This is a genomic window from Bacillus sp. FG16 (assembly GCF_057809515.1).
This window is the reverse complement of sequence record NZ_JBMDKC010000028.1, coordinates 1-21,358: the sequence shown is the minus strand read 5'-3', so window position 1 is coordinate 21,358 and position 21,358 is coordinate 1. Positions and strand designations below refer to the sequence as shown.

Sequence of the window (21,358 nt, the reverse complement as noted above, 5' to 3'; positions counted from 1 at the left end):
GAACAAGCTCTCACATAATATGTGGGAGCTTTTCTGTATATAGAAGAGGAGCAGACATAATGAAACGTAAATATGGTGATGGTTCTTCGTGGAAGAGACTAATAGAAAAGGGTTATACGGTTAAGCAAGTAGAAGAGGGAATGCTCGGAATACTGGATATAAAAAAGGTGAGAGAGCCTAGTTGTAAAGAATATGATGGTAAAGAAATTTGTATTGCAGGTAATGGGTATACATGGGTTCAATATTTTATTAATGGAAAGAACTTTACGATTACAGCTATGTTAGATGATAGGCACAATTTAGTGCAATATTATATTGATGTGACGAAAGAATATGAAATAGATGACCGTGGTTTACCGTATTTTGATGATTTATATTTAGATGTAGTATTATTACCTAGCGGTAAGGTGTATGTATTAGATGAAGAGGAGCTAGAGGACGCTTATAAAAGTGGCGATGTCACGAAGGAAGATTATGAGCTAGCTTGGTACACGACGAAATGGATATTAGCAACAATAAAAAATAGTGAATTTTATTGGATTTCAATATTGGAAGAAGAAATCGAAAAGTTAAAATGATTATTGTATTCAAATTTTTGCATAATTACCAAAAAAATCTATACAAAAAATAATTGACTTTTGTTTTGTAAGCGAGTAAAGTTAGGGAAGAAATTATTATTAAAAAATAAATATGAAACCTTCTTATAAAGAGAGGCGGAGGGACTGGCCCTACGATGCCTCGGCAGCGGACTCGATTTCAGAGTGCTGTGCCAAATCCAGCAAGCGTGTGCTTGAAAGATGAGAAGAGTGTTTCTTATAGATGTATAAGACCTCTTCTCGTCGGAAGAGGTCTTTTGTTATTCATTAGAAAAAAGGTTGAAACTAGGGAGAGATGGTACTTTGAAAGAAACGAGAGGAAATGGTTTAGCTTTATTACCACTTGGGATATTTTTGGCGCTATTTATTGGTTCTGGAATTATTACAGGTGATTTCTATAAATTGCCGATACTTGTAGCGATTTCAATTGCTGTAGGAGTCGCTTTAGTGATGAATCGTAAAGAAAGTTTTAATGTGAAAGTCGAGCGGTTCGCTAAAGGTGCAGGAAATCCGGATATTATGATTATGGTATTAATTTTTGTGCTTGCAGGTGCATTTTCTGAAACTGCTAAAGGAATGGGTGGAGTAGACTCAACTGTTAATTTAGCGTTAACTATTTTGCCACCAGGATTTATCGTAGCTGGAATCTTTGTTATTGGTGCATTTATTTCATTAGCGATGGGAACATCAATGGGAACAATTGCAGCATTAGCACCGATTGCTGTAGGTATTAGTGGTCAAACTGATATCTCAATTGCACTTGCGATGGCTACTGTTGTTGGCGGAGCGATGTTTGGTGATAATTTATCATTTATTTCAGATACAACAATCGCAGCTGTTCGTTCACAAGGAACAGAAATGAAAGATAAGTTTAAAACGAACTTTTTAATTGTATTACCAGCGGCTATTATTACAATTGTACTATTAGTAATAGTTACTTCAGGAAGTGATACGCAGATTAAAGCGCATAGCTTTGAGTGGATAAAGATTTTACCGTACGCAGGAGTACTTATTACAGCGCTACTTGGCTGGAATGTACTTATTGTATTAGCTGGTGGAACTGTACTATCTGGTGTTATCGGTCTTATAGATGGAAGTTACACGTTAGAAAGTTTCTTTAAAAGTGTAACGACTGGAATGGGCGGTATGATGGAGTTAGTGTTACTTGCTATATTAATTGGCGGTATGGTTGAATTAATCCAATATAATGGTGGTATTCAATATTTAATGAATGTATTAACTCGTAATATTCGTTCGAAAAAAGGAGCAGAATTTGGTATTGCTGGTTTAGTGAGTATGACGAATATGTGTACAGCGAATAATACAATTTCAATTATCTTTACAGGCCCGCTTGCAAAAAATATTGCAGATCAATATGAAATAGACCCTCGTAAATCAGCGAGTGTATTAGATCTTTTCTCATGTTGTGTGCAAGGGTTAATTCCATACGGTGCCCAAATGTTAACGGCAGCAGGATTTGCAGCGTTATCTCCGGTTGAATTGTTACCATATGCATTTTATCCAATTTTAGTTGGAGTATGTGGGATTGTTTCTATTTTAATTGGGTTTCCAAGGTTTTCGAAAGTAGCTGAGAAAAAAGAGTATCATAAAACAGCTTAATTTAATATGAACGTTAGTAATTAAAAAACGTGCAGAGAATAGACTCTGCACGTTTTTTTTTGCGTAAAGGGCTGAATATGACTCGGTCTTAAGTCTGAGTTAAAAACGGTTCTTAAGCTCGTTATGGAAAGATGAAAAAATAGTTAAGATAAGAGTATCAAATCGAAGGGAGGCAAGCACAAGATGAAACAATTTCTAGCGTTTATCGCAGCCGGTATTTTGGCTTTAATTGCTCTTGGTAGTCTTGCTGGTATTGTAGGATTCGCAATCGGAGCAGGAGTTGTATATTGGAGCTATAAATCATTTGTGCGAGCTAAGTCATTTTTTGGAAAGTTAGCTTGGGGTATTGTTGGTTTAATCGGTTTATCCATTGCACTTTCTCATTCACCAGCATTAATCGGTATCGCTGCTTTAGTGGTTTTATACTACGGATACCGTGAGTGGAAAAAAGAAAAAGATGTAGTTGTTGAGTCTGCTCCAGAAAGTTCTAAACCATATAGCAACTTTGAAGATGAGTGGAACAAATTAATGAAAAACTAAAACAATAAATCAAATTATAAATAAAGTAGAAGAGAGGAAGATTTATAATGAAACAATCTTTATTCGGACGTGTACGCGATGCAATTTTAGCTGATTTTCATAATGTGTTAGATGAGAAGGAAAGAAAAAATCCAATTGCGATGTTAAACCAATATTTACGTGATAGTGAGCGTGAAATAACAAAAATTGAGAAGTTAATTGAACGTCATAAAACATTAAAATCTAACTTTGCTCGTGAGCTTGAGCAAGCACGCTATTTCGTTAACAAAAGATCAAAGCAAGCTATCATTGCTCAAGAAGCAGGCGAATTACAATTGCACGAACGTGCTTTAGAAGAGGTAGCTTATTATGAAGGGCAAGTAACTCGATTAGAAGAAATGTATGCAGGTGTTGTAGAGCAAATTGATGAGTTAGAGCGTCGTCTTTCTGAAATGAAAAATAAATTAAAAGAAATGCACGCAAAGCGTATGGAACTAATGGCACGTGAAAATATGGCACATGCAAATCGTCGTATGAATACTGCGATGCATAAAATGGATGAAAATAATCCGTTCTTACGATTTGAAGAAATTGAAGATCACATTCGTGACTTAGAAACTCGTATGAATGAAGAGCATGAGCGTGACACATTTGATATGAAAATTGCAAAACTTGAGCGTGAAATGAAGGAAAAGAATGATGTATCGTTAACGAAAGAGTTAACAAAATAATAGTAGTATATTATAAAACAGGCTTATGATATAGTGATAGGAGAAAAGGTGTTGGAAAGCAATGCCTTTTCTTCTATGTATATGTGACAAGAAGGGGGGGAGCTGAAATGAAGAAACATTTTTCAAAGACACAATTAATGGGGATGCTCCTCATCATATTTGGATTCGGTCTTTTTCTTGATATGATACTTGGACATTTTGAACCAGGTGGTCTCATTTTTGCATTTATTATGCTTATGTTTGGAAGGCATTATCGTAAAAAGAATCGTTATGTACGGGGAAATGTATTTTTATTTGTTGGTGGTATCGTATTTTTATTCTTCTTATTTTCATCAGCAGCATTTGTTCTTGTCGTATTTGCTTGTTTAGCTTTAATTGGTTATCAATTGATTCAACAAGGACATCAGCAAAAAGCAATGAAGGTTGAAATTAAAGAAAAAGGGATTATAGACGAAGAGAAGCAAATATATCGTACAGAACCATATTTGAAAAATATGTTTGTAGGCAATGTACGAATGATGGATCATATTTATGAACTTGAGGATATTAATGTTCAATATGGTGCTTGTGATGTGGAAATGGATTTAACAACTGCTATGATTCCAGAAGGAGAAACAGTAATTGTTATTCGAGGTGTCGTTGGTAATATTCGTTTATATGTGCCATATGATATTGAACTTTCTTTAAATCATTCTGTTCTTGTCGGCCGTGTGCTCTTGCCAGGTCATGAAGAGACAGGGTTTAACCGCAATGTTACATTTAGAACAGAGCAGTATAAAGAGGCTCCTCGTCGTATTAAAATTATTTCTTCGCTTGTCGTAGGCGACACGGAAGTGAGGAAAGTATAATGAAGAAACAAAAAAATATTTCGTGGATGTATATTCGTTATTCTATGTTGTCCTCTGTTAGTATCGCACTCATTTGTACAATTGTATATGTATGGAAAAGCGAGCAACAAGTGTATGATTTATTATGGAAGGAATCCATCGCTTCTGTTCCAATTGGCTTGTTTATTATGACTACAAGTTTACTTATCGGGGGAATTGTAGGATATGCAATCGGTTACTATATAGAGCAGCGTATACAAGGATTAAATACTTTTCTATTTGAAGTAGAGCGAGGGAATTTTCCGAGCGATGTTTCGTTTACTGCAGATGATGAATTTCATGAAGTGGAACGAAAAGTAATCGCTCTGGCTCGTCGATTAGAGGAGCAAGCGGGACTCTTTCAAAAAGTAACGAATGAACGAGCTCATTGGAATGAAGAGATGAGACAAGAAGCGATATCTCAAGAAAGGCATCGTTTAGCAAGGGAGTTGCATGATTCAGTAAGTCAGCAGCTTTTCGCAATGTCGATGATGATGTCAGCGATTAATGAACAAATAACTGAATTTCCAGATGTGACAAAAAAACAATTACAACTTGTTGAAAATATGGTTGTAAATGCTCAATCAGAAATGAGAGCATTGCTCCTTCATTTACGTCCTGTACAATTGGAAGGAAAGAAACTGACAGAAGGTATAGAGGAATTATTAACGGAATTATCGCGAAAACAACATATGAAAATTGAATGGCTTATTGAGCCAATAGAATTAAAAAAAGGTGTAGAAGATCATTTATTCCGTATTGTGCAAGAAGCGCTATCAAACACGTTGCGACACGCGAAGGCAAAGAAAACAGAAGTGCGCCTTCGAAAAATTGATCAATATGCGATTTTAAAAATCATTGATGACGGTGTTGGGTTTGAAGTAGGCGTTAATAAAGCCGGTTCCTATGGCTTAAGATCGATGCAAGAGCGTGTTCATGAAATTGGTGGGACACTCAAGGTACTTAGTTTCCCGGCCAAAGGTACACAAATAGAAGTGAAAGTACCGATTATGCTTGAGAGAGGGGGAGAAGTATGATAAAAGTATTGCTTGTCGATGATCATGAAATGGTTCGTATGGGTGTATCGGCATATTTATCTACACAGCCAGATATTGAAGTAGTAGGGGAAGCTGAAAATGGAAAAAAAGGATCAGAATTAGCACTGCAATTAAGACCGGATATTATTTTAATGGATCTTGTTATGGATGAGATGGATGGTGTCGAAGCAACACGTGCTATTATTCAAGAATGGCCAGAAGCAAAAATTGTAGTTGTAACAAGCTTTTTAGATGACGAAAAATTGTATCCTGTTATTGAGGCTGGGGCGACTAGTTATTTATTAAAAACATCAAGAGCAAGTGATATTGCAGATGCTGTACGAGCTACTTATGATGGAGAAACAGTATTAGAGCCGAAAGTTACCGGGAAAATGATGTCCCGTATGCGTCAAAAGAAAGAGCAACCTTTGCATGATGATTTAACGGAAAGAGAGTTTGAGATTTTGTTATTAATTGCAGAGGGAAAAAGTAATCAAGAGATTGCGGATGAGTTATTTATTGCACTGAAAACGGTAAAGACACATGTGAGTAATATATTAAATAAATTGAATGTAAGTGATCGTACTCAGGCAGTTATTTATGCATTTAGACATCAATTAACGAAGTGATAAAGTGAAACTTTAATTGGCGGGGGGATTCCTCGCTAATTATTGGATCGCTACAATATAGATTTGGCGTTAAAACCATTGAATGTTTTTATTGACGATAAATATTGTAAGCGTTATCATTGAGGTGTTAACAGTACATATAAAGGGGAGAATGTATATGTTAGTTCAAACTATATTCGGAATGGATAAGTCTAAAAAATTAGGGGATTATGTGAACGCATTACAAGCACTTTGTGAACAATATAATGTTGAAACAGATAAAATTGCGATTATTGAGGCAACAGAGGAATACTATTTATTTTTAGTAAAGCAAGAAGAGCACTATGATGTTGTCAAGGTAGAAACAGTTGATACGAATATTGAATATTATACGAAAGCTTATAAAATAAGCAGTTTTAATCATAATGCTTATCAAATGTAAAAAAACTCCCTTTTGGGAGTTTTTTTAGGAGGCTTTTACTTCGTTAGATTCGGTTAGTAATGGAACTTTTTTCGTACCGCTTAACTTAGCGATTGCAAGGCCAATAAGAGCTCCTGCTAATGCTGGTATTAGCCAGCCGATTCCTTCATTATATAAAGGGATAAATTCAAAATATGGTGTGATGAATGAAACTGAAATACCACCTTGTTTTAATCCATCAAATACGCTCACTACAGCTGCTCCGATTAAAGCACCTACATAAACAGAGCGATATCCACCGAAGTATTTATGAAGTAACGATAGTAGTACGAGTACAATCGCAATTGGATACACAACAAGTAGAATTGGAACAGAGATTGCGATAATGTTCGTTAAACCTAAGTTGGCAACTAATAATCCTAATGCGCAAATGATACTCGCGAACGTTTTGTATGAGAATGTAGTCAATAATGTTGAAAAATATTGGCTGCACGCAGATACGAGTCCAACGCATGTCGTTAAACAAGCGAGTGTAACGATAAGAGATAATAGGAGCAAACCGTACGGACCGAATAATTGTTGTACGATAACAGTAAGTAGCTGTCCACCATTTTTTGCATATCCGAGAGAGACACTAGTTGCCCCAAGCCAGCCGAGTGCACCATATACAAGTACGAGTCCTGTAGCGGCAATAAGCCCTGCTTTTGCTGTGGCGATGGCAATGGACTTACGATCATTCACACCTTTAGAGCGAATTGCATTTACAACGATAATTCCAAATGCAAGTGCTGAAATGGTGTCCATTGTTAAGTACCCTTCCATAAAGCCTTTGAAGATTGGAGAAGTTTGATACTCTTGCATAGCTGGTCCTGATTGCCCAAGTGGTGTAAAGACACTTTTAACAAACAATAAGAAAATTGAGAGTAATAAAATAGGTGTTAATATATTTCCAATACGATCGACAAGTTTAGATGGATTTAAACTCAGCCAAAATACGAAAGTAAAGAATATGATTGTATATACAAATAGCACTAGGCTGCTAGAGCGGATTGTTTCTGGTAAGAAAGAACTAACACCCATTTCATAAGCGACATTTGCAACACGTGGGATGCCCATGGATGGACCGATGGCAATGTATACAACTACTGTAAAGAAAATTCCGAATAATGGATGGACATGACTCGCGAGTTGCTGCATCCCATTTCCTGATAGAGAAATTGCGATAACAGTTAGTAGTGGTAAGCCAACTCCTGTTAGTAAAAATCCAATCATTGCTGGCCAAAAGTTTTCACCTGCGTTTTGTCCAAGCATGGGAGGGAAAATTAAATTACCTGCCCCAAAAAATAAAGAAAATAGCATAAGACCCGTGAAAAAAATATGTTTTTTTGATACAGTGTTCATTGTTTTTCCTCCTTTTTTAAATTCATTTGTAAGAACACAAAAAACTCGTCCCTAAAGAAAGGGACGAGTTATATTTACCCGCGATACCACCCTAATTTATACATGTAGAAATAAATCTATATGTATACGGCTTTGCAACGTACAACATGATACGTGTTCCTTGTAACGGGGGACGGCCGGTAAGAACTTACTGTAACATTCGGTTCTACTTCTCGGAGATGATTTTCGGTTACACACTGAACGTTGGCTTTCAGCAAATTGCCAACTCTCTGGGGAACAGTTCTATAACGTACTCGTTCTCGTCAATGAATTTTTATTCAAGTATTCTGACAGTATTGTTGCATGTTTTTTTTAGAAAGTCAATATGTTTTTTGAAAGATATATTTATATACGGAAATATCGAAAGTAAAATTCGTTGTTGCAAAAGGAATAATGAATTGTAAAATGGGAGTAAAAATTTGCGGAGAATTGTAAAATTTATAGAGAAAGTTGATATTTATAGGAGTAAAGAAGGGATTATTTGAATTTACAGAGAATATTACAACAATCCACTTGCTGGAAAGAACAAACCAAAAGAGGTGACTGAAATGCTTGCGATGGGAGTATTATTTGGCATTATTGCTATAATTGGTTTTATGTGGTTATATTATTCGCGTTCGTTTAAACAAGCAGAAGTTTTACTCTTTCAAAAAGGTAGTTTGTTGACAAATCAGTCTAGATATTTAGTATGTCCGAAGTGTGGAAGTGCACAGGCCAGAAGTGGAGGATATCAAGAGTGTTGCAAAATTAGATTATGAAAGAAAGGAAGCCTCACATTATTTTGTGAGGCTTCCTTTCTTACAACTTCATGGCGCTCCAAATTGTCCATCGATCTCTTTCAATAATAGGAGAGACGTTTTGTAATGCGGTCTGTATATGTTGTAGAAGTTGAGAAATTTCATCATCTGTTAACTCATATAGAATGGATCGACCTGTTCGAGGAGATAAATCTTGTAGCAATGCTTCTACAGAATCATGTATTTTTCGTACTTCCCATTGTGTTTGTGTGGGAAGTACGTGAAGAGAATGTTTTTGTAATTCTTTCTGTATCGTGTTAGTTTTTGGACGTCTTTTTGACTCTATTTCAATGAGTTTTGGAAATATAGAGAAAAAATATCCACGAATGTGTTCGGGACTTCCTGGAACTGTACAATCTTCAATCGTTCGATCTTGTAAAATAAGTACACCGTTTTTATTTAATATACGAGAAGCTTCACATAAAAATGTAGGAATGTCTTGTAAATGATGAATAACTGCGCGCGAAATAACTATGTCGAATGTTTCATTAGGGTATGGGATATTATGTGCATCACCGTGGATGAATGAAATATTTGGAAAGTTGTTGCAATTTTCTTTTGCAGCTTGTAATATTTCTTTTGAAAAATCAAGTCCCACAACATTTTTAGCTCCCATAAGAGCAAGTTCTTTCGTATAAATCCCGCCACCGCAGCCAATATCAATTATTTGCTTGTTTTGTATGTCTGTAATGTTTGTTACCATTTCAGCCCAAGAAATATGAGCGTTTCTTGTTGCGTATGTGTATTTATTATTTGCATCATGAAAATTAATGGACATGATAAAGACCTCCTTTCAATGATTAGTATAACTTATTTAATAGGATGTCACGTTTTTGTTTTATGTATGAAGATTATAAGAATTTCTTATCGTAAAAGGAGGATTAATTTGAAAGGGAAATATGTATTGTTGTTATTTGTTATGTTACTAGCAGCTTGTGGTCAAGCTGAGCAAAAAAAAGAAACAAAAAAAGTAGAAAAGACGGTGAATGAAGTGAAAGAAACAATAGGGGTAACCGTTATACAAAAAAAACATAAAGAGAAAAAGTTGCAGGAATCAGAAGCGAAGTTAGTAATAGACATTTTGGATAAAGCTGAGAAACAAGAAATAACCGGAAGCTTCGGTGAACCTGAATATGAAATACAAATTAGTAGAGATGGGAAAAAAGAAACTTATTATGCATGGTTAAGGGGAGAAGATAGACGAGGATGGGTGCAATATAAGAAAGCTATGTATATGTTGAATGAAAAAGATACGGAAAAGCTTCTGGCTATATTTCCAAATGTTTCAGAACAAAAAGAAGATGAGATGCAGGTAGGTCCTTTAACGGAAGTAACAAAAAAAGATTTGCAGATTACTGCGTTTCATATTAAAGTAGGCGATCAAAATGTGAATTATATGGTACGGTATACGATTTCACAATCACTATACAACAAGTTAGTGAAGGAACAAGAATATTATTTGCAACTCACTTTCCCAGAAAAAGTTCAAAAATTAATTGGAGCAAAAGAGAGTGAAATGATTTTAGGTGAAAAAGTAAAGGAAGGGTATAAGCAATATGAATTGCATGCTACCGTTTCGATAAAAGGTGCTTCAGAATCACAATTAAAATCATTAGAAACATATTACGAAAAGTATGATTTAAAAATATTAAACAGTGAAAAAGAAAAAATAGGCGTGTTTCAAAATATAATTCAAATCGTTAAAGAGTATGGTGAAAAAATGAATTTTCAAAGATAAAGTGAGACTTTAATCGGAGGAGGATACTCATTTTTCATTGATTAATAGTCTTTGCCAATTCGGCGTTGACTCCCGCTTAACTTCTTTGTTCCAACTGAATTTTGAGGTAAGATCCTTATTGGCTGTAACTGAATTGAAATTCTATGTAGCCTTTCCTAGGAAATGATAATAGAGAGGGGGAAGAACCCCTCTCTATTATTTTGCTTTTGCAGATGGCTCATTCATTGATTTTCGTGTAATAAGAAATGAAATCATAAGAGCGGAAAGAATGATAAGAGTGATAAGTAAGTGATTTGGCAACCAATCTAATAATAATACATAGCTCACTGTATAAAAAATAAGAGTTGAAGCTAAAAATGATAAAACACCTATTATGAGAGATTGTAAATTCATTCGTATGCACCTCCTTTATTTGTATTTTTGGCTAAAAATGGATTAAATAAACATTATTTCTAACAATAGAAAAAAATATGTCATAATAGAGGCAAGAATAATTTTTGATGGGCTTTTATGACTCGTCACAGGGGGTTAAAGGAGAGAGAGATGAAAAATAATAAAAAAGGATTATGGGGAATTATTGTTGCCATAGGATTATTTTTGCTGTCTAAGTTAAAGTGGATATTTGCAATTTTTAAATTAGCAAAGTTTTCAACGGTATTTAGTATGTTTCTATCGCTTGGCGCATACGCAGTTATATATGGTTGGAAATTTGGAGTGGCGCTCATTTATTTGTTGTTTGTTCATGAAATGGGCCATTTATGGGCTGCGAAAAGAAAAGGGATCCCAACATCGCCAGCGATCTTTATTCCATTTATGGGGGCTCTTATTGGAATGAAAGAGATGCCGAAAAATGCAAAAGATGAAGCTTACATTGCCTATATGGGTCCGCTTTTCGGACTTCTGTCATTTTTGCCAGCGATACCGCTTTATATAATGACGAAAGAGCCATTTTGGGCGCTTGTTATTTTGCTTGGAAGTATGATTAATTTCTTTAATTTAATTCCCGTTTCGCCGCTAGATGGTGGGCGAATTATTTCAGTTGTCAGTACTAAAATTTGGGGAGCGGGCCTTATTTTATTACTTGGCTATTCAATTTACTTTAAAAGTATTTTGGGAGGATTTATTGTTATTATCGGTTGTATGGAATTATATAGAGTGATAAAGAGAGATGAGCCGATTAAGGAATTAGGGCATAAAATTGATGGGATGAAAGAATATGTTGCTAGGCTTGAAGAGGAATTAAAAGAAACGGGTGCTGTACATCGGACTATATACATGATGCATCATGAGATGAATGCATTAGGACAAAGAGAACGGGAAAAAGAGTTACAAATAGGTGAACTTCAAAAAATGGAAGTGTTAGAGTATCTTTTACCGAAGTTCGAACCATTAGATTATGTTCCATATGAAGATGAAAAAGATGAGTATACTATTCACATAAGAGAAGCATTTGAAGCGTCAGAAAGAAAATTAAATGAATGGAAAACAGAAAAGGAACAACAAGAAAACTATTATAAAGTGGATACGAAAACGAAATGGACAGTATTTGCTTGTTATATCGGATTAATAGCTATACTTGGTTATACAGCTTATGAAGGTTATATTGTTTTACAGGAGCATTTGCCAAGACGAAATGTGTAGAAAAATATTGTCGAAATGATAGGAAGAATTAATACAGGAATTATATTTCTACGAGAGAATGTTACAAGTATAGTCATACATTGTAATATCTTTAGTAGAGAAGGAGTTCTGTATATGAAGAAATTGTTAAGTGTATTCGGGATTATTATCGTAATGATCATTGCGAGTTATAGTCTTATGAAAGTGCTGTTACATTATGCGAATAAGCCTGCTGAGGTAAATACAATAGCTCAAGTAGAAGATGTGCAAGAAGAGACAAAAGTGCTAGATTTTATTCGAATGACACATGAAAGCTATAATAATTTCTTAAATTACGGTAAAGCAGAGAATTATACAGACGGGGATTGGAATCAATTTAAGCAATGGTTTCAACAACAAGAACCATCTTTAAAAAATATACATACGGAAATAAAGAATGAAAAAATAAAACGCGATGTAAATAGAAGCTATGAAATTGTAAAAAAAGGTGTGGAACTTCAAAATATTGAGTATGTAGTGTATGCCCACCGTGTATATCATGACTTGGATATTATCGTAAATAAATATAGAGGTGAAACGAATATCTGGGGGTATACGGAGTTTGGTGATGGGAAAGATAGAAAGGTAATTGAACAAGCTATACAAACAAAATAATAAGCTAGCTAGAATTCTAGTTAGCTTATTTTCTTTTGTAAATGCAATGTTCATATATTATTCACAAAAACAACGTGTTAATAGTGATTAAAATCACAATCTGCATTATAAGATTCAGTTAAACTAAAAACAGTTAAGGAAATAGAGGAGTGGGATACAATGTTAAGTGCAAAAACAATTGAAATCGTAAAGTCAACAGTACCATTATTACAAGAAAAAGGCGTTGAAATTACAACGAGATTTTATCAAATTTTATTTTCGGAACATCGGGAGTTATTGAATATTTTCAACCATACGAATCAGAAAAAGGGAAGACAACAACAAGCGTTAGCGAATGCTGTTTATGCTGCTGCAATGTACATTGATAATTTAGAAGCTATTATTCCAGTTGTAAAACAAATTGGTCATAAGCATAGAAGTTTAGGTATTAAAGCTGAGCATTATCCGATTGTAGGCACATGTTTACTACGTGCCATTAAAGAGGTCGCAGGTGCACCTGATGAAGTTTTAAATGCATGGGGAGAAGCATATGGTGTCATTGCTGATGCATTTATTAGCATTGAAGCAGAGATGTATGAAGAAGCTGCACATAAAGAAGGTGGATGGAAAGACTTCCGCAACTTTGTGATTGTTAAAAAAGTGAAGGAAAGCGATGTTATTACGTCATTTTATTTGAAACCTGAAGATGGAGGGAAAGTTTCTTCATTCATCCCAGGTCAATATGTAACGGTTCAAATCAATATTGAAGGTGAGACATATACACATAATCGTCAATACAGTTTATCCGATGCTCCTGGGAAAGAATATTATCGTATTAGTGTAAAGAAAGAAAAAGGTGTAGATACACCAGACGGTAAAGTGTCTAATTACTTACATGAACATGTAAAAGAAGGAGATATTTTGCCAGTAAGTGCACCAGCGGGAGATTTCGTATTAAAAATGGATTCAACGTTACCAGTTGTACTAATTAGTGGTGGAGTAGGGATTACACCGATGATGAGTATGTTAAATACGTTAATTGAACAAGATTCAAAACGAAATGTATATTTTGTTCATGCAGCAATAAATAGTAATACACATGCAATGAAAGAACATGTTAAGGCAGTAGACAATGAATATGAACAAGTTAAAGCATACACTTGTTATTCTGCACCAACTGAAAAAGATTTGGAAACGAAGAACTTTGATAAAGAAGGATTTATTGAAGCAGAATGGTTACAAACTATTATTCCGACAACTGAAGCAGAATTTTATTTCTGTGGTCCAGTAGCATTTATGAAGCATATAAATGCTGCACTAACTGATTTAGGTGTGAAACAAGAGCATATTCATTATGAATTTTTCGGCCCAGCAACAAGCTTACAATAAGACGGATGAGAATAAACAAAAAAACGAGGTATTTATTTTACCTCGTTTTTTATTTGTTCTCGTAATAAACGGTTAACTGTTTCACGGCGTATGCCTATCAGTTGACCAATTTCAGTTTGTGTTAATATTTCATATATAGGAATGTCATCTAAATATAATGTGAACCATTCTTGTAAACGATGAAGACGTTCTTTTGGTGAGACGGTTGTCAATTGATCAATTCGTTGTTGCATCATTCTTAATTTCGATTGCAATTGCATAGCGATGTTGGCATATGATTCAGGATTTGCTTGAAGTCTCTCATACCATTCACTACTAGTAATTGGTTCCACTTCTGTTTTTATTAAAGCGATAGCTGTACCGTGATATTCTTTCGGTGAAATTAAAGAATGATGAGGTATCGTTTCACCTGGAACGATAATGTTGAATAAAAATGGTGTTCCGTCTTCTTCTAACCGAACTACTTTTAATAAGCCAGTTTTTATAAAGTATAAAGGACCGTCCTCGCCTTGACGGAATAGTACATCTCCTTTGTGTAGAATCAATGTTAGCCCCCCATTAATATGTTTCTATTTCTTCTATTTTAGCGTATATGTATATAGACAATATGCTATTTCAACAGCAATTTCATTGACGAAATGTATGCTATTACAGTAGTATACTATTTAGTGTGTAATAGTACTAGCAATGAATACGCTGTAGGGGGTTTAGTATATTGTTAGATGCGATGAGAATGACGGATATGAGAATTCCGGCGAATGCTATCATTCATGTAGAAGAGATGAAAGGTGGAGTCGTTTTATCCGTTGAAGTAGACGGCCAAATTATTTATACGATGGCTTATGATGAAGAAACAGATAGTTATGCTGAATTATATGATCGAAATGATAAGAGGGCGTGCCAAGTACATGAAGACTTTATGGGATGGTCACTTCTTCACTAAAAAAGATGTCAATATGACATCTTTTTTTATTAAATCGATAGAATATACAAAGAAATGAAATATAAGGATAAAATTTGTAATAATTGATTTTGCATTGTTAGCACTCTGTAACTGCAAGTGAACTATTTTTTCGCTATCATAAATATAACAGTCGCAGTTATAGGAGTGGTCAACTTGAAGAAAGTACATATTTCAAATTATATGTTATTATGTGTTTGTTTAATTTTATTTGTTCTCCTCGGAGGATTTTTATATTCATGTGTATAAGAAAAACGCATTCTAAAAAGAATACGTTATAAAAGGGAAATAATGATTAATCTAGTTCCAAGAATAATTAACGTAATACGTAATAAATTAATTACGGCGTTACCACTCAGTTTTGTATTAATGTAAGCCCCGATTTTTCCGCCGATCCATGCACCAGGAATAAGGATTAATGCATAAATCCAGCTGACATTTCCAAGTGAGATGTGAGTTGCAGAACTTACAATTGCTGATAGAAATACGATGAACATTGAAGTTGCTACTGCAATATGTGCTGGGAATGCAAAAAGAAGCATCATTGCTGGAACAAGTAAGGCACCGCCACCAATTCCAAATAACCCAGATATAAACCCAACTATAAAGGCAATAAAGATAGCAAGAAACGGTGGGAATTGATAGTGTACAGTATTTCCATCATTATCTGTAAAAGAACGCTTAATTACAGACGTATTTGAGAGGGAAAGAGGTTTTAATTTGTCTCGAAGCATAAGTAGAATTGAGACGAATATAAGGAAAATCCCAAAGTATAAAGAAAATGTGTCTTGGTTTAAAAATTTATTTGCCCATGATCCGATAATACCACCAGGGCCGCTTCCGATAAATAAAATAAGTCCACTTTTATAATCTACTCGTTTATGCTTCATGTAAGTAAGGGTGGAAGATAGCCCTGTAAAAACGACTGTTACCATAGAAGTCCCTACTGCAAGTTGTGGTGATAAACTGTGTAATCCAATTAATAACGGAACAATAATAATTCCGCCTCCAAGCCCAACTAGGCTGCCGACTGTCCCGGCGATTAGTCCGATGAAAAGTAACATGATGTATTCCAAAATTGCCAACTCCTCTAAATAACTTATCCACCAATTATTATACACGCTTTTTAATGAGAAATAGGCTTGTTCACAAAAAAGTCGTCTTCCTAGAAAAATAAGGAAGACGACTTTTGATTAGAAAACAAAATGTAATAGGTAGTAAAACAGAGCAGCTAAAGAAGCTGAAATAGGAAGTGTAATAACCCATGTAATTAACATACGTTTTGCAGTTCCCCATTTTACCCCTTTCACACGGTGAGAAGCACCAACCCCTAAAATAGAAGAAGAGATAACGTGCGTCGTACTAACCGGTAAGTGAATGAATGTTGCACCGAAAATAACAAGTGATGATGATAAATCGGCAGCTACACCATTTACAGGACGAATTTTCATAATTTGTCCACCGACAGTTTTAATAATTTTCCATCCACCGACAGAAGTACCAAGCCCCATTGCGATAGCACAAGATAATTGTACCCAGAACGGAATATCGCTAGAAGTATGATAGTTATTAGCCATAAGAGCCATCGTAATGATACCCATTGCTTTTTGTGCATCATTCGTACCGTGTGTATAGGCTTGTAATGCTGCAGTGAAAATCTGGAATATACGGAAGTTTTTGTTCGTTTTCGTTAAGTTAAAGTTTTTAAAGACCACTTTAAAAATACTGTATACGATATAACCAATAACGAAAGCGATAATTGGTGAAATGATTAAAGCTTCAAGAATTTTAATGAATCCTTTAAGGTTTAATGAGCTAATACCAGCAGCAGCAATGGCTGCACCTGCGATTGAGCCAATAATTGCATGCGAAGAACTACTTGGGATACCGTAGTACCAAGTAATTAAGTTCCATGCTATCGCCGCAAGTAAAGCAGCTAAAATTACAAGAGAACCATTTTGTAAAGCAAATGGGTCAACGATATCTTTTGTAATCGTTTTTGCTACACCTGTAAATGTCATTGCACCTAAAAAGTTCATAATAGCTGCCATAATAATTGCATGTCTAGGCTTTAGAGCTTTCGTTGAAACAGCCGTTGCAATAGCGTTTGCTGTATCGTGAAATCCATTGATAAAGTCAAAAGCTAAAGCGCAAATGACTACTAAAACGGTCAGTATCAAGAGTGTATCCATGATCAAACTCCTTACGCGTTCTTCATAATAATTGTTTCTAATACGTTTGCAACGCTTTGACAGCTATCAGCTACTTCTTCAAGCTCTTCGTAAATCTCTTTAAATTGAATAATCTTAATCGGATCTTTCTCACGAGAGAATAAGTGCTTAATCGCATGACGACGAATATCATCGCATTGTGATTCGTAATCCTTAATCTTGATCGCGTTCGTACGAATGTCGACTAACTTCTTTTTAGACAGTAGTTCAACAGAATTTGCAATTTCAATTGCACATTGATTAATTGCTTCTACGAATTTAATCATGTATTCATCAGCTTCTGTAATAGAATACATTTCGAACAGACCAGCACTGTGATCTAATCCGTCTAATACATCATCCATACTCATTGCAAGTTGTAGGATGTCCTCACGTTCAATCGGAGTAATAAACGCTTTGTTTAGCTCCATAATGATTTCGTGAATAAATGAGTCACCTTTTGACTCATACTCTTTCATGCGCATAGAAAACTCTTTTAAATCGCTAGCATTTTTAATTTTATACTCCACGAAAAATTGCGCGCCTTCTTTTAAATTTTCGGAAACATTCATTAACATTTCAGAAAATTTATCTTTTTTTGATTTAAAGACCATTATTGTTACCCCCACAAAAGTAATATATGTAAAATATATTGGCTAATCAATTCTAACAAAAAACTGTCGTTTTTTAAAACATTTTATCGAAAAGTTTACAAAAACTTAACATAACTCTCGTTGTTCTATTAATAATATTAATATCCAATAGTGAATATCTTACTTGTAGAATGTCCTTTTCTTGCAAAAAGTATGAATGTAAAAGAAAAGCTTTACACTATAGGAATGACTACGTTATTATAATAAATTTAAAAGGCGGTATATTCTTCCTTTTAAAAAGAAGAGTGTAAATAAATGAAGGAAGTGAACGAATGAAATTGAAGAACACTCATTTTAAAAAAATGCTTGAGTGGTTCAATAAGAGGAAGAAACTTCGTAATTCATTAATTGTATTGGGAAGTGTACTCGTTACTATATTTATTGCTGTAAATATAATAATTTCCATTCAAGACATATCTGAATTAAAACAAGCTGTTCCACAACCGACTTTAATTTATGATGCAAATAATGAGGTCGCAACTAAATTAGCTTCTTCGAAAACAGAAGGCGTTAAAAGAAAAGATATTCCTGATATTATGGTTCAGGCAATTGTTGCAGTAGAAGATAAGGAATTTTTTAACCATCATGGTATTTATTATAGTGGAATTATAAGTGCAGTTTTTAAAAATATTACAGCAGGAGAAGTTGTAGCAGGGGGAAGTACAATTACACAGCAGCTCGCGAAGAATGTATTTCTGACACAAGATCGTACATTTTCTCGTAAAATAAAGGAATACTTTTTAACGAAAAAAATAGAACGTACTTATACAAAAGATGAAATTATTGAAATGTATATGAATCAAATCTATTTTGGAGAAGGTGCTTGGGGGATAAAAAGGGCAGCTAAATCGTATTTTGATAAAGATGTAAAAGATTTATCAATTTCAGAAGCTGCAACGATCGCGGGCTTAATTAAAGCGCCGTCTGCGTATTCGCCTTATAAAAACTTTAATAAATCAATTGAACGACGTAATGTCGTATTAAGTTTAATGAAGGAACAAGGATATATTTCTGAAGAACAATACAATAAAGAAAAAGAGTCAGGCCTTGTATTAAAACGTGGGGTTGATGATAAATATAAAGGTAAATACTCCCAATATGTAGACTATATAGTTAGGGAAGCGATGGATAAGTATGAATTAACACAAAATGAAATTTTAGCAGGTGGTTATCGTATTTATACAGAGCTTGATCCGAAAAAACAACAAGCTGTAGAAGATGTTGTGAATAATGATAGTTATTTTAAAGATAGTGGCTCAGATCAACTTATGCAAACGGGTGTAGTCCTTATAAATCCCAAAACAGGCGGTGTTCCAGCTTTAGTTGGGGGGAGAGGACCATATCAGTTTTTACAATTTAATCATGCTACGCAATTAAAAAGACAGCCAGGTTCAACATTAAAGCCTCTAGCTGTATATGTACCTGCTTTAGAACAAGGGTATGAAGTATACGATATATTAAAGGATGAACCATTTCATATTAAAGAATATGAACCGAAAAATAGTGATCAGGCTTTTCATGGTAATGTGACAATGTATGAAGCGGTAGCAAAGTCGTATAATGTTTCTGCTGTGTGGTTATTAGAGCAAATAGGATTAGATAAAGGATTGAAATCTTTAGAGCGATTTGGTATTCCATTAGTACCAGAAGACCGTACGTATCCAATTGCTTTAGGTGGGATGCATGTAGGGACATCTCCATTTGTAATGGCCCAAGCATATAGTACATTCGCTAATGATGGGGTTCAAGTAGAGGCTCATGCAATTAGAGAAGTTCAAAATGCTGAAGGGGAAATAATAGGAAAATGGTATAAAAAAGAGACACGAGTGACGAGTGAAAAAATTGCTCAAAAGATGACGTATTTATTAAAAGGTGTAGTCGAAAAGGGAACAGGTGAAAAAGCAAAAGTTAATAATGTTGATACAGCAGGAAAGACAGGGACTACTCAACTTGTAAATGGTCCGAGCGTAGGAGCGAAGGACTCGTGGTTTGTAGGATACACACCAGATTTAGTAGGTGCGATTTGGGTGGGATATGACAAAACAGATAGCGAGCATTATGTGCCAGGTGGTAGTCAAATTACGACGACGATGTTCCGAGACATCATGAAAAAAGCAAATGCAAACCCAGCCCAAAAAGCGTTCCAATTGTCGTTAATATCTGAGGCGGACTATAAAAAACAATTGCAAACAATTGAAGAAGAAAAGAGAAGAAAAGAAGAAGAAAAGAAGAAGAAAAGAGAAGGCAAGAAGAGGAACAACAAAGGAAAAAAGAACAGCAAGAGTGGTTTGATAAAGTGAAAGAGTGGATTCCATCATTATGGTGAAAAAAGAGGCGAATTTCATTATTCGCCTCTTTCTCATGTGAAAAATAAAGTGAGCTCATAATGAGTGAGATAAATGCTACTATTCATTAAGAGTAATGTTCGTACTGCCAAAGGATTGAGAATCGTATGTGACGATTATTTTTCCTTTACTAATCGGTTCGTAAGGTAATTCTTCTTCATAACTACCATTATTTTCATTATGGATAGACAGCGTGATTTCATCAATTCCTTTATTTGTATACTGATCTTTAATCGATTCAGCAATTTGAAGTAGAGTTTCGTAATTAGAAGCTTTCGTAATAAGCATTCCTTTTATAACTTTTTTTTCATTATTTGCGTAATTGGAATAAAGGATGTCGTTTTGTTTCGTATACAAAAGTTTGTATGGAACTGTTTTTCTCTCTGCTTTTGAAATAGTGGAATATTTTAGAGTTAAAAAAAATCCTACACATAAAATAATGCATATCATAAGTGCAATCCAAATGCGTATCGGTGACATAACTCTCATTTTTCATCCCTCTTTCATATCTTTGACTTCATTATTTATCATACAAAATGAGGATTAAGATAGAGTAAATTTGAGGTAAAGAAACGTAAAGAAGGAGCACTTATCCTCCCAAATAAGTGCTCCTTTTTATTAAAAGAGAGATTTAATACACAGTCAATTAAACATATAACTATAAATATGATTATTTGACGAAAATTAGTAAATTCGGAAGACGGTTAGTACTGCAGTTGTTTCACCTGTATTTGGAATAGAGATAGTATTTGCTGTAGGTTGTACAGAGATTGTTGTACCAGCTGTTAAAGTAATAATCGTTGAGAAAGAAACCGCACTACCGATAACGTTAGTTGAAAAATTACGACTAGGTGGTTGGCCATTAAATGAAAGACCGAAACCAAATGGTGAAGAGCCTGGGAATGTTGTAGATGCGGAGAAGTTAATATCGTATACACCAGTTTCTAAAACAGTTAGAGTATCAGAGCCGTTAAAGGAGAGGTTTGTTAATTCGAATGTTTCATTGAATTGTATATTGCTTCCTGGTGATACTGTTTGTGCATTTGTGTTACCTAAGACAGCTGTAGTTATAGGGATCGGAGTACCTGCTGGTCCTGTTGCGCCAGTAGCACCTTGAGTCCCAGTAGCACCTTGAGCGCCAGCCGGACCTTGAGCCCCAGTAGCACCTTGAGCG

23 protein-coding genes, 1 pseudogene, 1 riboswitch and 1 other annotated feature are annotated in these 21,358 nt (G+C 34.8%); of the genes and pseudogenes, 15 read left to right on the top strand and 9 right to left on the bottom strand.

The genetic code is table 11. From position 1 onward, the window contains the following. Positions 1-59: 59 nt before the first annotated feature. The 8 genes from ACODS7_RS12625 (at position 60) to ACODS7_RS12590 (ending at position 6,419) form a co-directional block, all read left to right on the top strand. Positions 60-578, top strand: a complete 519-nt coding sequence (locus ACODS7_RS12625) for a ribonuclease FAU-1 family protein (protein ID WP_043938517.1) — start codon at positions 60-62, stop codon at positions 576-578. A gap of 120 nt (positions 579-698) precedes the next feature. Continuing rightward, positions 699-804, top strand: a riboswitch (SAM riboswitch). A gap of 95 nt (positions 805-899) precedes the next feature. Continuing rightward, positions 900-2,216, top strand: coding sequence for a Na+/H+ antiporter NhaC family protein (locus tag ACODS7_RS12620; RefSeq protein ID WP_243168086.1), 1,317 nt, complete (start codon positions 900-902; stop codon positions 2,214-2,216). 183 nt (positions 2,217-2,399) lie between these two features. After that, positions 2,400-2,756 (top strand): lmo0954 family membrane protein, encoded by a 357-nt coding sequence (locus ACODS7_RS12615; protein ID WP_000808640.1) that lies wholly within the window; start codon positions 2,400-2,402, stop codon positions 2,754-2,756. A gap of 47 nt (positions 2,757-2,803) precedes the next feature. After that, entirely contained in the window at positions 2,804-3,466 is a 663-nt protein-coding gene (locus tag ACODS7_RS12610) for a PspA/IM30 family protein (RefSeq protein ID WP_000814127.1), read from the top strand. A gap of 107 nt (positions 3,467-3,573) precedes the next feature. Next, positions 3,574-4,314: a cell wall-active antibiotics response protein LiaF gene (gene liaF, locus ACODS7_RS12605; RefSeq protein ID WP_029441825.1), complete on the top strand. Its 741-nt coding sequence runs from the start codon at positions 3,574-3,576 to the stop codon at positions 4,312-4,314. After that, on the top strand, positions 4,314-5,369 hold the full coding sequence (locus tag ACODS7_RS12600) for a sensor histidine kinase (RefSeq protein ID WP_016082309.1): 1,056 nt from the start codon (positions 4,314-4,316) through the stop codon (positions 5,367-5,369). The genes liaF and ACODS7_RS12600 overlap by 1 nt, the downstream gene beginning before the upstream one ends. Then, on the top strand, positions 5,366-5,998 hold the full coding sequence (locus ACODS7_RS12595) for a response regulator (RefSeq protein WP_016082308.1): 633 nt from the start codon (positions 5,366-5,368) through the stop codon (positions 5,996-5,998). Before ACODS7_RS12600 ends, ACODS7_RS12595 begins: the two co-directional genes overlap by 4 nt. Positions 5,999-6,080: 82 nt before the next feature. Continuing rightward, positions 6,081-6,419, top strand: a complete 339-nt coding sequence (locus ACODS7_RS12590) for a DUF3922 domain-containing protein (protein ID WP_141542533.1) — start codon at positions 6,081-6,083, stop codon at positions 6,417-6,419. Positions 6,420-6,443: 24 nt separating this feature from the next. Here the strand turns inward: ACODS7_RS12590 and brnQ3 are convergent, their stop codons facing one another. After that, entirely contained in the window at positions 6,444-7,799 is a 1,356-nt protein-coding gene (brnQ3, locus tag ACODS7_RS12585) for a branched-chain amino acid transport system II carrier protein BrnQ3 (protein WP_098629092.1), read from the bottom strand. A gap of 56 nt (positions 7,800-7,855) precedes the next feature. Continuing rightward, positions 7,856-8,114 (bottom strand) — a binding site (T-box leader). Between the two features lie 272 nt (positions 8,115-8,386). Here brnQ3 and ACODS7_RS12580 point away from each other — a divergent pair. Beyond that, complete coding sequence (locus tag ACODS7_RS12580; protein ID WP_000880630.1) at positions 8,387-8,596, top strand: hypothetical protein; 210 nt, start codon at positions 8,387-8,389, stop codon at positions 8,594-8,596. A gap of 40 nt (positions 8,597-8,636) precedes the next feature. On the opposite strand, the gene ACODS7_RS12575 is transcribed toward ACODS7_RS12580, so the two are convergent. Then, on the bottom strand, positions 8,637-9,413 hold the full coding sequence (locus ACODS7_RS12575) for a class I SAM-dependent methyltransferase (RefSeq protein WP_048563671.1): 777 nt from the start codon (positions 9,411-9,413) through the stop codon (positions 8,637-8,639). Positions 9,414-9,521: 108 nt separating this feature from the next. Between ACODS7_RS12575 and ACODS7_RS12570 the strand changes: the two genes are divergently transcribed. Beyond that, positions 9,522-10,373, top strand: a complete 852-nt coding sequence (locus ACODS7_RS12570; protein ID WP_142333781.1) for a YhfM domain-containing protein — start codon at positions 9,522-9,524, stop codon at positions 10,371-10,373. 195 nt (positions 10,374-10,568) lie between these two features. Here the strand turns inward: ACODS7_RS12570 and ACODS7_RS12565 are convergent, their stop codons facing one another. Then, entirely contained in the window at positions 10,569-10,766 is a 198-nt protein-coding gene (locus ACODS7_RS12565) for a hypothetical protein (RefSeq protein WP_016082303.1), read from the bottom strand. A gap of 150 nt (positions 10,767-10,916) precedes the next feature. Between ACODS7_RS12565 and ACODS7_RS12560 the strand changes: the two genes are divergently transcribed. From ACODS7_RS12560 to hmpA, 3 genes are all read left to right on the top strand, one after another. Further along, a complete protein-coding gene (locus ACODS7_RS12560) occupies positions 10,917-12,014 on the top strand; it encodes a site-2 protease family protein (protein WP_029441828.1) in 1,098 nt (365 codons plus the stop codon). 114 nt (positions 12,015-12,128) lie between these two features. Continuing rightward, positions 12,129-12,647 (top strand): hypothetical protein, encoded by a 519-nt coding sequence (locus tag ACODS7_RS12555; protein ID WP_016082301.1) that lies wholly within the window; start codon positions 12,129-12,131, stop codon positions 12,645-12,647. Positions 12,648-12,806: 159 nt separating this feature from the next. Further along, the gene (gene hmpA / locus ACODS7_RS12550; protein ID WP_029441829.1) at positions 12,807-14,015 is read left to right on the top strand and encodes an NO-inducible flavohemoprotein; all 1,209 of its coding nucleotides are present in this window, start codon (positions 12,807-12,809) and stop codon (positions 14,013-14,015) included. Between the two features lie 32 nt (positions 14,016-14,047). On the opposite strand, the gene ACODS7_RS12545 is transcribed toward hmpA, so the two are convergent. Next, positions 14,048-14,560 carry a Crp/Fnr family transcriptional regulator gene (locus ACODS7_RS12545; protein ID WP_016082299.1) on the bottom strand — a complete coding sequence of 171 codons (513 nt, stop codon included), beginning with the start codon at positions 14,558-14,560 and terminating at the stop codon, positions 14,048-14,050. A gap of 170 nt (positions 14,561-14,730) precedes the next feature. On the opposite strand from ACODS7_RS12545, the gene ACODS7_RS12540 reads away from it, so the two are divergent. Beyond that, the gene (locus tag ACODS7_RS12540) at positions 14,731-14,958 is read left to right on the top strand and encodes a hypothetical protein (RefSeq protein ID WP_000883009.1); all 228 of its coding nucleotides are present in this window, start codon (positions 14,731-14,733) and stop codon (positions 14,956-14,958) included. A gap of 293 nt (positions 14,959-15,251) precedes the next feature. Here the strand turns inward: ACODS7_RS12540 and ACODS7_RS12535 are convergent, their stop codons facing one another. The 3 genes from ACODS7_RS12535 to ACODS7_RS12525 form a co-directional block, all read right to left on the bottom strand. Then, positions 15,252-16,052 carry a sulfite exporter TauE/SafE family protein gene (locus ACODS7_RS12535; RefSeq protein ID WP_000455762.1) on the bottom strand — a complete coding sequence of 267 codons (801 nt, stop codon included), beginning with the start codon at positions 16,050-16,052 and terminating at the stop codon, positions 15,252-15,254. A gap of 117 nt (positions 16,053-16,169) precedes the next feature. Further along, positions 16,170-17,168, bottom strand: coding sequence for an inorganic phosphate transporter (locus ACODS7_RS12530; protein WP_000380276.1), 999 nt, complete (start codon positions 17,166-17,168; stop codon positions 16,170-16,172). 11 nt (positions 17,169-17,179) lie between these two features. Further along, positions 17,180-17,800, bottom strand: coding sequence for a DUF47 domain-containing protein (locus ACODS7_RS12525; RefSeq protein WP_000231445.1), 621 nt, complete (start codon positions 17,798-17,800; stop codon positions 17,180-17,182). 311 nt (positions 17,801-18,111) lie between these two features. Between ACODS7_RS12525 and ACODS7_RS12520 the strand changes: the two are divergent. Next, a pseudogene (locus ACODS7_RS12520) lies at positions 18,112-20,165 on the top strand (transglycosylase domain-containing protein). 79 nt (positions 20,166-20,244) lie between these two features. Here the strand turns inward: ACODS7_RS12520 and ACODS7_RS12515 are convergent. Both ACODS7_RS12515 and ACODS7_RS12510 read right to left on the bottom strand, forming a co-directional pair. Further along, on the bottom strand, positions 20,245-20,673 hold the full coding sequence (locus ACODS7_RS12515; RefSeq protein WP_029441831.1) for a hypothetical protein: 429 nt from the start codon (positions 20,671-20,673) through the stop codon (positions 20,245-20,247). A 195-nt stretch (positions 20,674-20,868) separates the two neighbouring features. Beyond that, positions 20,869-21,358: Gly-Xaa-Xaa repeat protein (locus ACODS7_RS12510; protein WP_488826796.1), on the bottom strand; the 490-nt coding region annotated here is incomplete at its 5' end.

What these genes read in the sequence shown, in the direction of transcription:
- ACODS7_RS12625 (WP_043938517.1), top strand. Translation starts at nt 60, where the DNA reads ATGAAACGTAAATATGGTGATGGTTCTTCGTGGAAGAGACTAATAGAA.
- ACODS7_RS12615 (WP_000808640.1), top strand. Translation starts at nt 2,400, where the DNA reads ATGAAACAATTTCTAGCGTTTATCGCAGCCGGTATTTTGGCTTTAATT.
- ACODS7_RS12610 (WP_000814127.1), top strand. Translation starts at nt 2,804, where the DNA reads ATGAAACAATCTTTATTCGGACGTGTACGCGATGCAATTTTAGCTGAT.
- liaF (WP_029441825.1), top strand. Translation starts at nt 3,574, where the DNA reads ATGAAGAAACATTTTTCAAAGACACAATTAATGGGGATGCTCCTCATC.
- ACODS7_RS12600 (WP_016082309.1), top strand. Translation starts at nt 4,314, where the DNA reads ATGAAGAAACAAAAAAATATTTCGTGGATGTATATTCGTTATTCTATG.
- ACODS7_RS12595 (WP_016082308.1), top strand. Translation starts at nt 5,366, where the DNA reads ATGATAAAAGTATTGCTTGTCGATGATCATGAAATGGTTCGTATGGGT.
- ACODS7_RS12590 (WP_141542533.1), top strand. Translation starts at nt 6,081, where the DNA reads ATGTTTTTATTGACGATAAATATTGTAAGCGTTATCATTGAGGTGTTA.
- brnQ3 (WP_098629092.1), bottom strand. Translation starts at nt 7,799, where the DNA reads ATGAACACTGTATCAAAAAAACATATTTTTTTCACGGGTCTTATGCTA.
- ACODS7_RS12580 (WP_000880630.1), top strand. Translation starts at nt 8,387, where the DNA reads ATGCTTGCGATGGGAGTATTATTTGGCATTATTGCTATAATTGGTTTT.
- ACODS7_RS12575 (WP_048563671.1), bottom strand. Translation starts at nt 9,413, where the DNA reads ATGTCCATTAATTTTCATGATGCAAATAATAAATACACATACGCAACA.
- ACODS7_RS12565 (WP_016082303.1), bottom strand. Translation starts at nt 10,766, where the DNA reads ATGAATTTACAATCTCTCATAATAGGTGTTTTATCATTTTTAGCTTCA.
- ACODS7_RS12560 (WP_029441828.1), top strand. Translation starts at nt 10,917, where the DNA reads ATGAAAAATAATAAAAAAGGATTATGGGGAATTATTGTTGCCATAGGA.
- ACODS7_RS12555 (WP_016082301.1), top strand. Translation starts at nt 12,129, where the DNA reads ATGAAGAAATTGTTAAGTGTATTCGGGATTATTATCGTAATGATCATT.
- hmpA (WP_029441829.1), top strand. Translation starts at nt 12,807, where the DNA reads ATGTTAAGTGCAAAAACAATTGAAATCGTAAAGTCAACAGTACCATTA.
- ACODS7_RS12530 (WP_000380276.1), bottom strand. Translation starts at nt 17,168, where the DNA reads ATGGATACACTCTTGATACTGACCGTTTTAGTAGTCATTTGCGCTTTA.
- ACODS7_RS12525 (WP_000231445.1), bottom strand. Translation starts at nt 17,800, where the DNA reads ATGGTCTTTAAATCAAAAAAAGATAAATTTTCTGAAATGTTAATGAAT.
- ACODS7_RS12515 (WP_029441831.1), bottom strand. Translation starts at nt 20,673, where the DNA reads ATGAGAGTTATGTCACCGATACGCATTTGGATTGCACTTATGATATGC.